The organism is Bernardetia aquimarina (genome assembly GCF_042180575.1).
Taxonomy (GTDB): domain Bacteria; phylum Bacteroidota; class Bacteroidia; order Cytophagales; family Bernardetiaceae; genus Bernardetia.
Genome location: NZ_CP170094.1, coordinates 2,645,650 through 2,658,921 on the forward strand (window position 1 = coordinate 2,645,650; position 13,272 = coordinate 2,658,921).

Annotated in this window: 14 protein-coding genes; 7 read left to right on the forward strand and 7 right to left on the reverse strand. The window is 31.7% G+C overall.

Translation table 11 applies throughout. The features are described from left to right. Positions 1-4: 4 nt before the first annotated feature. The 5 genes from ACE193_RS11225 to ACE193_RS11245 all read left to right on the forward strand — a co-directional run bounded on the left by ACE193_RS11225 (position 5) and on the right by ACE193_RS11245 (position 5,631). Positions 5-1,081, forward strand: a complete 1,077-nt coding sequence (locus ACE193_RS11225; protein WP_375563060.1) for a class I fructose-bisphosphate aldolase — start codon at positions 5-7, stop codon at positions 1,079-1,081. A gap of 157 nt (positions 1,082-1,238) precedes the next feature. After that, the gene (locus ACE193_RS11230) at positions 1,239-1,757 is read left to right on the forward strand and encodes a hypothetical protein (RefSeq protein WP_375563061.1); all 519 of its coding nucleotides are present in this window, start codon (positions 1,239-1,241) and stop codon (positions 1,755-1,757) included. A 79-nt stretch (positions 1,758-1,836) separates the two neighbouring features. Further along, a complete protein-coding gene (locus ACE193_RS11235) occupies positions 1,837-4,173 on the forward strand; it encodes a transglycosylase domain-containing protein (protein ID WP_375563062.1) in 2,337 nt (778 codons plus the stop codon). A gap of 23 nt (positions 4,174-4,196) precedes the next feature. Beyond that, positions 4,197-4,469 carry a hypothetical protein gene (locus tag ACE193_RS11240; RefSeq protein WP_375563063.1) on the forward strand — a complete coding sequence of 91 codons (273 nt, stop codon included), beginning with the start codon at positions 4,197-4,199 and terminating at the stop codon, positions 4,467-4,469. 79 nt (positions 4,470-4,548) lie between these two features. Continuing rightward, entirely contained in the window at positions 4,549-5,631 is a 1,083-nt protein-coding gene (locus ACE193_RS11245; protein WP_375558860.1) for a transposase, read from the forward strand. Positions 5,632-5,787: 156 nt separating this feature from the next. Here ACE193_RS11245 and ACE193_RS11250 read toward each other — a convergent pair whose 3' ends face one another. The 5 genes from ACE193_RS11250 to carB form a co-directional block, all read right to left on the reverse strand. Then, positions 5,788-6,036: a hypothetical protein gene (locus ACE193_RS11250; RefSeq protein ID WP_375563064.1), complete on the reverse strand. Its 249-nt coding sequence runs from the start codon at positions 6,034-6,036 to the stop codon at positions 5,788-5,790. A gap of 75 nt (positions 6,037-6,111) precedes the next feature. Beyond that, complete coding sequence (locus tag ACE193_RS11255) at positions 6,112-6,987, reverse strand: hypothetical protein (RefSeq protein WP_375563065.1); 876 nt, start codon at positions 6,985-6,987, stop codon at positions 6,112-6,114. 86 nt (positions 6,988-7,073) lie between these two features. Next, a complete protein-coding gene (locus ACE193_RS11260; protein WP_375563066.1) occupies positions 7,074-7,208 on the reverse strand; it encodes a hypothetical protein in 135 nt (44 codons plus the stop codon). Further along, positions 7,205-7,603, reverse strand: coding sequence for a hypothetical protein (locus ACE193_RS11265; protein ID WP_375563067.1), 399 nt, complete (start codon positions 7,601-7,603; stop codon positions 7,205-7,207). The genes ACE193_RS11260 and ACE193_RS11265 overlap by 4 nt, the downstream gene beginning before the upstream one ends. 89 nt (positions 7,604-7,692) lie before the next feature. Further along, a complete protein-coding gene (gene carB / locus ACE193_RS11270; RefSeq protein ID WP_375563068.1) occupies positions 7,693-10,506 on the reverse strand; it encodes a carbamoyl-phosphate synthase large subunit in 2,814 nt (937 codons plus the stop codon). Positions 10,507-10,729: 223 nt separating this feature from the next. Between carB and ACE193_RS11275 the strand changes: the two genes are divergently transcribed. Beyond that, positions 10,730-11,323, forward strand: coding sequence for a hypothetical protein (locus tag ACE193_RS11275; protein WP_375563069.1), 594 nt, complete (start codon positions 10,730-10,732; stop codon positions 11,321-11,323). Beyond that, positions 11,320-11,781 carry a macro domain-containing protein gene (locus ACE193_RS11280; protein ID WP_375563070.1) on the forward strand — a complete coding sequence of 154 codons (462 nt, stop codon included), beginning with the start codon at positions 11,320-11,322 and terminating at the stop codon, positions 11,779-11,781. Before ACE193_RS11275 ends, ACE193_RS11280 begins: the two co-directional genes overlap by 4 nt. 57 nt (positions 11,782-11,838) lie before the next feature. Here ACE193_RS11280 and ACE193_RS11285 read toward each other — a convergent pair whose 3' ends face one another. Next, complete coding sequence (locus ACE193_RS11285; protein ID WP_375563071.1) at positions 11,839-11,970, reverse strand: hypothetical protein; 132 nt, start codon at positions 11,968-11,970, stop codon at positions 11,839-11,841. Positions 11,971-12,373: 403 nt separating this feature from the next. Further along, positions 12,374-13,252, reverse strand: a complete 879-nt coding sequence (locus ACE193_RS11290) for a thiopeptide-type bacteriocin biosynthesis protein (protein WP_375563073.1) — start codon at positions 13,250-13,252, stop codon at positions 12,374-12,376. Positions 13,253-13,272 lie beyond the last annotated feature (20 nt).

Consider the following 13,272-nt stretch of genomic DNA (forward strand, 5'->3'; position numbering starts at 1 on the left):
ACTTATGGTGCATACAGCAAACCTTTCTACAGACCGTATTTCTGAACTTTTAGGTAAAGATTCTGAAACGCTTCTCAATTTTTCTACTCCTGCCATTTCGAAAGAGCGTTTACACGTTCCTAGCTCTGACTTTATAGACAAAATTTTTGCTAACTCAAATCGCAACCCACAGGTTTTGCGTAGTTTGGGACAGCTTTATGGTTCGGGTCGTTTGGCTAATACAGGTTATGTTTCTATTCTTCCTGTTGATCAAGGCATCGAACACACAGGAGGCGCATCTTTTGCACCAAATCCAGATTATTTTGACCCAGAAAATATCGTAAAATTGGCTATTGAAGGAGGTTGTAATGCTGTTGCGACTACTTATGGAAACCTTGCTTTGATGTCAAGAAAATACGCTCACAAAATTCCGTTTATTGTAAAAATCAATCACAATGAACTTCTTACTTATCCAAATAAATTTGACCAAGTCATGTTTGGTTCAGTAGAAGAAGCATGGAATTTGGGTGCAGTAGCTGTTGGAGCAACTATTTATTTTGGTTCAGAAGAATCTACTCGCCAAATTCAAGAAGTAGCTGCTGCTTTTGAAAGAGCGCACGAACTTGGAATGGCTACCATTCTTTGGTGTTATGCTCGTAATAATGGCTTCAAAAAAGATGGAACAGATTATCACGTTGCTGCTGACCTTACAGGACAAGCAAATCACATCGGAGTAACTATTCAAGCTGATATTATCAAACAAAAATTACCTGAAAACAACGGTGCTTTTAATAATATTGCTTTCGCAAAAACTCATAAAAAAGTATATTCAGACCTTTCTTCTGACAATCCTATTGACCTTTGTCGTTATCAAGTAGCGAATTGTTATATGGGCAGAATTGGTCTTATCAACTCTGGAGGAGCTTCTTCAGGTGCGTCAGATATGGCAGAAGCAGTCAAAACAGCCGTTATCAACAAGCGTGCTGGTGGTGCTGGTCTTATTTCTGGTCGTAAGGCATTCCAAAAACCATTGAATGAAGGGATTGAACTTCTTAATTCTATTCAAGATGTTTATTTGAATGAAGGAATTACGATTGCTTAATTTCTGATTTCATTTTTTTATAAAACATTAGAAACCTGTTTATTTCTATTTGAAGTAGGCAGGTTTTTTTAATTTTCTAAATTTTATATTAGGCTGATTATTTTCTAACTTATGAGATAGTTTTTACTCCAATAAAATACAAACTCACTTTACTATCATGGGATTCTTAGATTATATTGCTCCAATAAAAAAAATAACTTATCAAACTTCACTTTCTACCCACAAAGTAGCTCAACTATTAGAAAGTAAAATCAGTCCAGAACCAAAAAGAAAATCTATGTTTGATATTATCCCTCTGACCTATCACGGAAAAGTATCAAAAGCAGCTTTTGAAATTGGTAGGCGTTCAAGAGGACGCAAAGACCACCCTCCCACAGCCTATGGAACAATAGAAGAAAACCCTGATACCCCCATCGAAACTCTTGTTAAAGTTACCATTCATCCTCATCACAACTTCAAAACAGGGATGATTTTATTTATTGTCTTGATAGCAGTTGCTTGTTTACCAGCATTTTTTTCTATTCTAAGTGGGTACTATGATTCCATTGGGTTTTTCATCTTTCTACCTATCTTCTTTACTTTTGGTTTTTTGATAAATTATTTGATATTTTTCAACTATAATAAAAAATTAGCTAAAGATATTCAGCAATTTATAGATGGAAAAATTAGTAATTAAATCCCTCAAATACAATATAAAACTACCTTTTTTTCTTGAAAATGGGTAACTTGCTTTATCTACTTCATAATTTTTACAGATGCCTAATTACCTTTCAGTTTTGAAGAAAATTTTCAACCTCTTTGGTTTTCCAAAAGGGGAATCTAAAATAATGCGTTTTTGTCGTCTTTTGTGGTGGATAACTAGTATAGGTGGAATAAGTATTATTTTATTTTTTGCTGCTATTGCTTTTAATTGGTTTGGTTTTTTTGGAGAAATTCCATCTCTGAAAGCACTTGAAAACCCCAAAACACCTTTGCCTTCTGTGGTTTATACGGCTGATAGTGTAGAAGTAGCTCGTTATTATAGTCAAAATAAAACACCTTTAAATTATTCAGAGATAGATTCAATGACTATTTTGGCTCTTTTGGCTACTGAAGATGTGCGTTTTACAACTCACTCAGGAATTGATGCAGAGGCGACTGTTGGTGTTCTTTTAGCTATTTTTAAAGGAGATAATAGAGGAGGAAGTACAATTACTCAACAACTTGCAAAAAATTTATTCAAAACTCGCTCAGAAGAAAGCAAAGGAAAGTTAGGCGATGCAGGTATTTTAAGTACAGTTGTAGCTAAGATAAAAGAATGGATTACGGCTGTTCGTTTGGAGCGTTCTTATACCAAAAATGAAATTCTAACTATGTATCTCAATGAAGTTACCTTTGGAAATAATGCCTTTGGACTTCACGCAGCAGCTAAAAAATATTTTTCTACTTCGCCTGATAGTTTAGAGATTCATCAATCGGCTTTGCTTATTGGACTTTTGAAAGCCCCTTCTACATATAACCCTCTTCGTAAACCTAAAAAAGCAATTCAAAGAAGAAATACAGTTTTGAGTCAGATGAGAAAGTACAAATACCTTACTCGCCATCAATACGATTCTCTTAAAGAATTACCTTTAGACCTAACCATTTTTTATGAAGTAGCAGAAACAGGAAATAGCACCTATTATAAAAATTATGTTACTCAAAAACTAAAAAATTGGTGTGAGCAAAATGGATATGATTTGTATGCTGATGGATTAGAAATTTATTTGACTATTGATTCCAAAATTCAAGCCCACGCAGAAGCAGCCATTGCAAGACAAATGCCTACTCTTCAAAAGAAATTTCATGAACAATGGAAAGGTTTAGTTCCTTGGACAGATAGCAACAAAAAACCGATTGAAGATTATATAGAAAATGCCGTCGCAAAAACAGATTATTACAAATACTTACTAGAAAAGTATGGAAAACAAAATGATTCAATTCAAATATTGCTAGAAAAACCGAAAAAAATGACTGTTTTTAGTTGGGAAAACTCAACACATAGAAAAGACACCACTTTATCGACGATTGATTCTATAAAATATTATAAGCAAATTATGAGGGCAGGAATGGTTTCTTTAGACCCTTATAGTGGACATATAAAAGCATGGGTAGGTGGTCTTGATTTTGAGTATTTCAAATATGACCAAGTGCGTCAAGCCAAAAGACAACCAGGGTCGACGTTCAAGATGTTTGTGTATGCTAGTGCGATTGACTCGCTGAATATGTCGCCTTGTGATACTATTTTGGATAGCAATCCAATTATTAGATACGAAGAAAATGGAGAACAAAAAATTTGGACTCCTCATAATGCTGACTGGACAAATACAGGCAGAAATATGACACTTCGCCATGCTATGGGGCGTTCGATAAATACAGTTACAGCCAAACTTACCGAAAAAGTAGGCTGGACAACCGTAGCACATTATGCAAAAAAAATGGGAATTACGTCAGAACTCGCAGAAGTTCCTTCTATTGGATTAGGTTCTAGTGATGTATCGCTCTTCGAAATGGCTGGGGCATATTCTACAATTATGAACGGTGGAATGTGGCAAGAACCACAGATTTTGTGGCAAGTAAAAGACAAACATGGCAAAACGCTTCATTATTTTCATGGTGAATCTCATCGTGCTTTATCCAAAGAATCAGCTTGGCTAATGGGTTATATGCTTAAAGGAAGCACACAAGAACCACACGGAACATCATTAGGTTTGTGGTCGTATGGAATTTTGGGAAATGGCAATGATGTAGGAGGAAAAACAGGTACTTCTTCTAATTTTGCAGACGGTTGGTATATGGGTGTAACGAGAGATTTAGTAACTGCCGTTTGGGTGGGAGGAGAAGACAGAGCAATTCGTTTTCGTACTTCTGATGTAGGAGAAGGCTCAAAAACAGCACTTCCTATTTTTGGAATCTATATGAAAAGCCTTTATGAAGACAAAACTTCTGGCATCAGAAAAGCTCCTTTTTTACAACCTTCTGTCGAAATCAAACGTCGTTATTATTGTCCTACTCCTTATTATGAGCGTTACCCTGAAAAAGATAGTACGCTGGTGGAGGAAGCTGTTGAGTAAAAATTAAATAAGAGAGTTATTATATGGAAGAAGTAAAAGGAATTTACAGATTAACTCAAAAGACAAATATATTTATATTTTTTGTTAGCATTGCAAGTATGCTAATAGGTTTTTTACCTTATATTTATTTAGTTAAAGAAAAATTATGGACTGCAACGGGAGCTTTGTCAGTTTTATTAATCCCAATGTTTGTTTTTGGTTTGATAGAGTTTATAAATATTTTTTACTACAAGGTCATTGTCAAGAATAATATTATTTCATTAAAAATGCCACTAAATAATCGCTTATTATCTTAGAAAAATGTGGTTCTTTATGATTTTAGTTGCAAATGTTTAAATTAGCATTTATTTTCTCTTTATTACAAATATCATTTTTATGGATAGTGTAATTGTTTTTGATGAATTATTACATATTGTCGCTCCTTTTCATATTCGTCAAATTGATAAAGATGAATTAGCCAAAAAGGTTCATGTTTATGTTGAAGTTTGTTCTACTTACCGTCCTTCTGCTTTTGAAGACTGGCGTATTCATAGCTATAAAGATAGAGAGTGGGAGCATTTAAATATTTTTGAATATCGCTGTTTTATTCATTGTAAACTACCTATTTATCAAAACAAAATTACTAAAGAAACTTCTCAACTTAAAGTAGATTTTTCTAGAGAGTTTTCTCGTTTTACTCTACTTTATGAGCAAAAAGTAATGGATTTACTAAAAATATATCATTGTTTTCAAAAAGTAGCTAAACAACTAGGTATTTATACACAGCGAGTGGAACACATTTATCACTATTATACGCAAGACTTAAATGAAAATCCACCTCTAGGAGCAGTTAGAAAAATAGGAGCAGATGAAACTTCTACTAAAAAAGGACATGATTATATCACTTCTTTTATAGATATGGAAACTTCAAAAATAATTGCAATAGAAGATGGGAAATCAGGGGCTACTTTTGAGCAATTAGCTCTACACCATCCTAATCCTAATACAGTAAAGGAGATTTCTATTGATATGTCTCCTGCTTTCATTAGTGCAGCCAATGAATATTTTCCAAATGCAGCTCTTACTTTTGATAAATGGCATGTAATTAAGTTATTATACAAACACTTAGAAAAGTTAAAGAAAACACCAATTTATGATAGTCTAGTACTTAGTATGGAAAAACTTGAAAGTTTTTACGAGAACAAATCAATAGAAGAAGCCAAAGCACAATTACTGTTTATGGCTGATTTTGCAGAAGAAATAAAACCCAAAAATCCATTCACAAAGACAATATATCGTCATTTTGAAGGTATTATAAATTACTTTTCTTCTAAACTAACAAATGGTATTTTAGAGGGAATTAATTCAACTATACAGGTAATTAAAAGAGTAGCTAGAGGATTTAGATACACTCATAATTTCAAGAAAATGATACGATTTATTTTTAGTGATAAAGTGTATTTGCAACCGAATTCATAAAGAACCAAAAATGTTTACAAAACTAGCATTTTAAAGAATAGAAAAAGAGGATTTTTTTAAAGTTATACAAAAAAGATACTTGCTTTTTTAACTTTGACAGTCCTTTCAGAAGGCTGTCAATAGTTGAAGAAAAATACATTTGTATCTAAAATAATTTTATTCCCACTCATCACGTAATTTTTTTTGCCAAAGAACTGGATTATCTATTTTAGAAAACATAGTTATTGTAGCCATTTTTTGAAGAGCTAAACGTATTTTTTCTTTTTTATTTATTGAGTCTAAATTTTTGATTGGCTTTTTGATAAGCACAATTACCTGTACTTGTTGTTCATCATAATCTTTATATTCTGACGGCAAACGAATCATTCCTTTTTCTATTTTTCCTTTGAATTCTAATGCTTCCATATAGTTTTTACTTTTTGTTTAGAATAACGTGAGAAGGGAATTTTGAGTTGTGGTTATGATGACTGAATAATTAAATTATATTTCAAGATACAAAGCTATTGGATCTATTATGTACTCATAATCAAATTTTCCTGTGAATGTTTCTTCTACATTTGTAAGTGCCGATGTTGTTCTTCTAATAGCCTCTTTAAGGTTTCCTTCTTCGTCTTCCTCTTTGATTATTAAATTTTCATATACTTCTCTTTTTTCTTCACTATTTAGTCTTTGTGTAATTATTCCAAAAAGTTTAAACTCTTTTTCAGTTTCTCTAGAGTATTTACTAATAATTGAAGACTCATCCTCCTTTAAATTTTTTCTATTCAACTGTGAACTAAACAAATATAAATTTTCTAAATATGAAAAAATGGGCATTTGAACCTCGAACTGTTGCTTATACCCATAAGCTAACAAATAAGCTAGTTTCTCCAAGTATTTTTCATCATAATTCAAATTCATTTCTTTCAATACTTTTTTAAAATCAGTTTTTGATTTTAAGATAGCTCTTAATTTAGCTTTTTGCTCTCTATCATCTAATATTTTTATCTTTTCATTCAACTCCTTTACTTCTTCATCATGATTAGATTTATGTATAATATAACCTAAAGCTTCTCCAATATTGTTGAAATTTCTAATAGTATCTTCTACAACCTTTAAATCATTGAAAATTACATTACCAGAAATCTTAACAAAGCTATAACTACCCATCTCTGTCATTTGATCTTCTATATTTTTATCATTTATTTCTAATACTCGCCCTTCCTTTATCAATGTATCTTCAAACAAATTATAAGAAAAATCATGTAAAAATTTCTTTTCAGTTTGATTTGAGTCTTTTTCTATTATGTCAGCTAAAACTCTTCCACTAGCAATAGAACCCTTTTGAGATTCTTCTTTAATTTTTTTTTTCGCCATTACTTTGGACAATATATTCTGTCAAACCTTCAAATAACTGTGAAGATATAGAATACATCTTGTAATTATCTAAATATACAAATGATCTAAGTTTCTTCATTATTTTTTCGTTTAATGTATTCTTCATAGTATTTTTTACGAGTGTTTATAAAAGTATTTATTGAAAAAAACAATGTATAAGTACAGATTATACTTCCCAAAATTGATAATATCTCATTCATTTTTCTAAGGTAGTTAGACGGTTATATATAGCCAAACTAAAAATAAAAGAAACAAGTGATGCACCAATTGACCAACCCTTTACTGCAAGTTTATTAATATCTTCACTAAGCTTAAAATCTGCATACATTGTAATCGCTAAAATTGATGCAAATAGTAAAATAAGAACTATAGAAATACCAATACACTTTGTTTTCCACAACTCATCTTCAAAATGCTTGTCTTCCAACTCATTTATATTTGTCAAGTTTAGAACTAATCCTAGTACGATAAAATCTCCTTCGTTTAACCAGTAATCTATTGTGCCATTCTTATCAAATATAAAAATTAGTGACCTTATGAAAAATGGTAGTAAACCAATTATAACTGTATATATTAGCCATTTAGTTCTTTTCATGTATCTTTTCTTGTAATTAGAAAAAGCCCAAAATCGAATAATAAAATATAAGTTTGGGCTTCTAATTTATTTATGATAAATATAAGTTTTTACCTACTCAAATACAAATTACGTTCATTATAAATCTCTTTAAAGAAAGGGTCTTTTAAGTGATGAATAAAATAAATTGCTTCTCCAGTAGATTTCATTTCGGGTCCTAATTCTTTATTTACATTAGGGAATTTATCAAAAGAAAAAACAGGAATTTTGATAGCATAACCGTTTTGTTGTGGCTTAAAATCAAAATCTTTTACCTTTTTGTAGTCTAGCATTACCCAAGTGGCATATTTGATATACGGTTCTTGATAGGCTTTACAGATAAAAGGAACAGTTCGTGATGCTCGTGGATTGGCTTCAATGATATAAACAATTCCATCTTTTATGGCAAATTGAATATTAATCACACCTTTTGTTTTGAGAGCTAAGGCAATTTTTTTGGTGTGGTCATGAATCTGTTTCATGATATTTTCGTCCAAATCAAAAGGAGGCAAAACGGCATACGAATCGCCAGAGTGAATCCCAGCAGGCTCAATATGTTCCATTACACCAATAATATAAACGTCTTCGGTATCACAAATTGCATCGGCTTCGGCTTCAATTGCACCATCTAAAAACTCATCTATCAAAATGGTTTGTTGCCCCAAATCTTTAAAAATATTGATGATGTGTTCCTCTAATTCTTGTTCATTGATAACGATTTTCATACGCTGTCCACCCAAAACATACGATGGACGAACAAGCAAAGGAAATTCCATTTCTGCAGATTTTTCTATTGCTTCTTCTGCCGTTTTGATAGCATGGTATTTTGGATAAGGAATATTATTTTCTTTCAATAAATCAGAAAAACGTCCTCTATCTTCTGCCAAATCTAGTGCTTCATAGCTTGTTCCTAAAATTGGAATTCCGTAACGTTCTAGTTTTTCGGCAAGTTTTAAAGCTGTTTGTCCTCCTAATTGGACGATAACACCTTCTGGTTTTTCATTCAGAATTATATCATAAATATGCTCCCAAAAAACAGGCTCAAAATAAAGTTTGTCAGCAATATCAAAATCTGTTGAAACGGTTTCAGGATTACAGTTTATCATAATAGTTTCATAACCTGCTTCTTTTGCAGCCAAAACACCATGAACACACGAATAATCAAATTCAATTCCTTGTCCGATACGATTAGGTCCTGAACCCAAAACGACAACTTTTTTCTTATCACTTTTGATAGATTCATTTTCTGTTTCGAAAGTAGAATAGTAATAAGGCGTTTGTGCTTCAAATTCGGCAGAACAAGTATCGACCATTTTCCAAACACGATTTATTCCTAAATCTGTTCTTTTTTTATGAATTTCACTTTCTAAGCAGCCAATTAAGTGAGCAATCTGACGGTCTGCCAAACCTTTTTTCTTTGCTTTTAATAACAAATCATAAGGAAGAGTAGCCAGTTTATACTTTTGAATTTCGTTTTCTAGTTCTACAATTTGTTCAATTTGATGTAAGAACCACTTATCAATTCTTGTCAAATCAAAAATACGTTTCATCGGTATTCCTAATTTGAAGGCATCATAAATTCTGAATAATCTATCCCAAGAAGGAACTTTTAGTTTTTGATGGATTTCATCTTGGTCTCTTACTTCTTTTCCGTCTGCACCTAATCCATTTCTACGAATTTCTAAGGATTGACAGGCCTTTTGGAGTGCTTCTTGGAAGTTGCGACCAATTCCCATAGCTTCTCCTACCGATTTCATTTGGAAACCCAAACGAGAATCCGAACCTTCAAATTTATCAAAATTCCAACGAGGAACTTTTACGATTACATAGTCAATAGAAGGTTCAAAAAATGCAGAAGTTGTTCCTGTAATGGCATTATCAAGCTCATCAAGATTATAACCAATAGCTAATTTTGCAGCAATTTTGGCGATTGGATAACCTGTTGCCTTCGAAGCAAGCGCAGACGAACGAGAAACACGAGGGTTAATTTCGATAGCAATTATATCATCGTTATCAGGATTGACAGCAAACTGAACATTACAACCACCTGCAAAATTTCCAATTCCATTCATCATCTTTATTGCAAGACTTCTCATTTCTTGATAAACTGTATCAGGCAAAGTCATTGCTGGCGCAACTGTAATTGAATCTCCAGTATGAACACCCATTGGGTCAAAATTCTCTATCGAACAGATAATGATTACATTTCCTGCTGAATCTCTCAATAGTTCTAACTCAAATTCTTTCCAACCTACAACACATTGCTCAATCAAAACCTCATGAATAGGCGAAGTATGCAAACCTCTTGAAAGTGAGCTATCAAATTCTTCTTTGTCATAAACAACACTTCCACCTGTTCCTCCAAGTGTAAAAGAAGGACGGATAACGAGTGGAAAACCTATTTGTTGAGCAATTTTCTTTCCTTGCAAAAATGATTTTGCTGTTTGTCCGACAGCTACTCCTACATCCATAGCTTCCATACAAGCCTTGAATTTATCTCGGTCTTCGGTTGTGTCGATGGCTTCAAAGTCCACACCAATTACTTTGACATTGTATTTTTCCCAAAGTCCAATATCGTTGCACTTTATGGATAAATTTAATGCCGTCTGACCTCCCATGGTAGGCAAAACGGCATCAATTTCTTGTTCTCTTAAAATGGTTTCGATAGAATCTGGTGTGAGGGGCAACAGATAAACGTGGTCTGCATTGATAGGGTCAGTCATTATCGTTGCAGGATTGGAATTGATGAGCGAGACCTTTATTCCTTCTTCACGAAGCGAACGAGCAGCTTGCGAACCTGCATAATCAAACTCACAGGCTTGTCCGATGACAATAGGGCCACTTCCAATGATGAGAATATGGCGAATGGATTTGTTTCTAGGCATGAGAACAGATTTTTGGTTTCCTTTTTTAATGGGTTGTATCTATAAATTCTACAAAGGTAACAACTTTCTCGTTTTTGAAAAATTTCTTTTTTGTGAAATACATTTTAAACACAGAGTTCGCAGAGAACACGGAGTGAATACAAATACATTTTAAGGTAAATTTCACTTCTGTTTTTGGAAGGAATAGACTATATTTAATTATTCTAATCAATCTAACAAAAATATGATTTTAATAAATGAAATACTTTTTTTGAAATCTCTTGATAAAAGAAGGAAACAATTAAGATTAATAGAAAGAACATTATCAGAAAATAATTTTGATAAATACTCTATTTATAGATGTCTATGGATATTTGATGATATAAGAAGAGGCTTTTTTGATTTTCGGGGTCAATACTCTAGTGAACCTTATAATAACTTTGAATCTAATGAGATTTCTTATGAAGTTATAATTGAAGAAAAAAAAATCATATTCAAACTTTCAAATCTTTATTTTGATACAGAAAGTCTAATTAATTTTCTTTCAAAAATAAGCAAAGAAACAACTGGTTCTTATGAAATAGAATTTATAGAAAAAGGGTTTGAATTCGAACCAGATAAAAGACCTTCTACTGTAGGTTGGTTTACAAATGATTTGCAAGATGTCAAAATTATGTGTTTAAAGCACATGAGAGATAACTATATTTCTGGAATTCCTCCAAAACCTAGAAATGAATATAATTTATTACGAGCTATGACAGCAACAAACACAAAACTTTATTTGCGTTCCGAAAGTAAAAATAGAGTAAACTTAACCATTGAATTAAGCACATTATGAACTACACAAAAGGAAATATTCTAGAATCAAATACAGAAGTAATCATCAACCCTGTAAATACAGTTGGAGTAATGGGAAAAGGTCTTGCTTTAGCATTCAAAAAACAGTTTCCTCATAATTATAAAATCTATAAAGAAGCTTGTAAGAATCAAGCTATCGATATTGGAAAGTTGCTTTTAGTTGATGAATCTACTTTAGAACAAAAGAAATTTGTCATAAACTTTCCTACCAAAAAACACTGGCGCAGTTCTTCCAAAATAGAATACATTGAAGAAGGGTTGAAAGATTTAGTCAGAATTATAGAAACTCAAAAGTTTGAAAGTATGGCTGTTCCTGCTTTGGGATGTGGTTTGGGAGGATTAGAATGGGGAAGTGTAAAATTATTGCTTGAAAAATATTTGGGAAATATAGATACGACAGATATAGTTATTTATCAACCCAACTATTTCAAACCATAAACAAAAATATTTTTTAAAAGCTTTTTTTTATAATTTATTTTTGGTTTTTGTAATATGCTATAATTCGCCTTCCAATTTGAAATATTGATAATTCATTCTATCTTTTCTAAAATTTTTTGGTAGTCTTTCTGCAATTTCTTCTTTAGCTACTCCAATAAGTAGGCATAAATAAAATGCTATGGCTATCATAACGTGAACCTTTAGGTTTATATTAGATAAAATAGATGTAATTTCTTATCTTGTATGTAAGAATTCATCTAGCAGATGGAGAATAAAGGTTCAGGTTAATTTTAAAAATAGTAGGGTACAGTAGTTTAGACATATTCCTCGTTAGTTTTTGTGGTGTAGTAGTTCAAAAATACGAGGAATCTTTTTATAGTTTGTACAACCTATGACAGATATAACTCAGAAGTTGTATGCGTTAATTATTTTCATTCCAAAAAGGCTAAATTCTAGTCTGTTCATTGTTATTTTCTCATCAAGAAATGCTGCTATTCTCTTCAAAAAAGTCTTGAATAGACCAAATTTATCTCATTTTTACTTCCGAACTACGAACTCAAACAGCTTCTAATATAATTTTAGAATATTCTCGCTAAGAAACTTTATTGTATTTGTTTTGTGCGATGACAGATTTATAATGATGAGATAGCATGTAATAAATAACAAATTCATTTTGTCTGCTTTTACTTCTAAACAGTCTGTTTAAAGTCATGTGTGAAAGACTAAAAATTATATTTTCTAATATATCTTTATCTTGGATATTATTTAATATATTATTTATAGAGGACGTTGGAAAATGGTAATGGTTTTTGATAGACGTAGCAAAACTATAATTAGTTTCATTACTAAGCAAGCCTCTTATATTCTTTTTTGTATTTCTATATTTAGTATCTAACTGTCGCTTTAAAAATTTATTGTATCCCATTTCATCCTTAAAGGCATTGATGTATTTTTCTATTAGCTCTTTTTTATCCTCTAAGGATATCTTAAATGTATCTAGTAGTTTGTTAGTCAGATATATACCAGCTAACCAACGATAATTGTCATCAAGAGTTTCATCTAAATCATTCAGTATTGATAAAATAGTCTCACTATCTATACAGAATATTGTTTCAGCGTCATCTATTGTATCAAACCCATATCTTTCTAATTCTCTAACATATGTGTCTATTTGTATTTTCCAAATAATTTTTTGACTAAGTAATTCTGATAGACAATTCTTCAAGTCTGTTATAATTAGTTGAAGATGATTTGTATCATTTAATTGCAATCGCACACGCAAATGAAAATCTGGATCGTAATATCGTATAAAAAACCATTTTGATATAAGTCTATCCTGTTTCCATTTATTTATTAAAGGAGCTAAATGCTTTATCAGTATATCATCCGCTGTTTTTACACCTGTATAAAGCTTGAAAAAGAACCATTCCTCTCCAATTATAAATGTTCTTTTAGTAGTCGTATTATTCATATGATTAAGTTTTTATATAG

Bases quoted from the DNA above. Each gene is read 5' to 3' on its own strand.
- ACE193_RS11245 (WP_375558860.1), top strand. From the start codon at position 4,549: ATGGATAGTGTAATTGTTTTTGATGAATTATTACATATTGTCGCTCCT.
- ACE193_RS11280 (WP_375563070.1), top strand. From the start codon at position 11,320: ATGAACTACACAAAAGGAAATATTCTAGAATCAAATACAGAAGTAATC.
- ACE193_RS11290 (WP_375563073.1), bottom strand. From the start codon at position 13,252: ATGAATAATACGACTACTAAAAGAACATTTATAATTGGAGAGGAATGG.
- ACE193_RS11250 (WP_375563064.1), bottom strand. From the start codon at position 6,036: ATGGAAGCATTAGAATTCAAAGGAAAAATAGAAAAAGGAATGATTCGT.
- ACE193_RS11230 (WP_375563061.1), top strand. From the start codon at position 1,239: ATGGGATTCTTAGATTATATTGCTCCAATAAAAAAAATAACTTATCAA.
- ACE193_RS11240 (WP_375563063.1), top strand. From the start codon at position 4,197: ATGGAAGAAGTAAAAGGAATTTACAGATTAACTCAAAAGACAAATATA.
- ACE193_RS11225 (WP_375563060.1), top strand. From the start codon at position 5: ATGGTGCATACAGCAAACCTTTCTACAGACCGTATTTCTGAACTTTTA.
- ACE193_RS11265 (WP_375563067.1), bottom strand. From the start codon at position 7,603: ATGAAAAGAACTAAATGGCTAATATATACAGTTATAATTGGTTTACTA.
- ACE193_RS11255 (WP_375563065.1), bottom strand. From the start codon at position 6,987: ATGGCGAAAAAAAAAATTAAAGAAGAATCTCAAAAGGGTTCTATTGCT.
- ACE193_RS11260 (WP_375563066.1), bottom strand. From the start codon at position 7,208: ATGAATGAGATATTATCAATTTTGGGAAGTATAATCTGTACTTATACA.
- carB (WP_375563068.1), bottom strand. From the start codon at position 10,506: ATGCCTAGAAACAAATCCATTCGCCATATTCTCATCATTGGAAGTGGC.
- ACE193_RS11235 (WP_375563062.1), top strand. From the start codon at position 1,837: ATGCCTAATTACCTTTCAGTTTTGAAGAAAATTTTCAACCTCTTTGGT.
- ACE193_RS11285 (WP_375563071.1), bottom strand. From the start codon at position 11,970: ATGATAGCCATAGCATTTTATTTATGCCTACTTATTGGAGTAGCTAAA.
- ACE193_RS11275 (WP_375563069.1), top strand. From the start codon at position 10,730: ATGATTTTAATAAATGAAATACTTTTTTTGAAATCTCTTGATAAAAGA.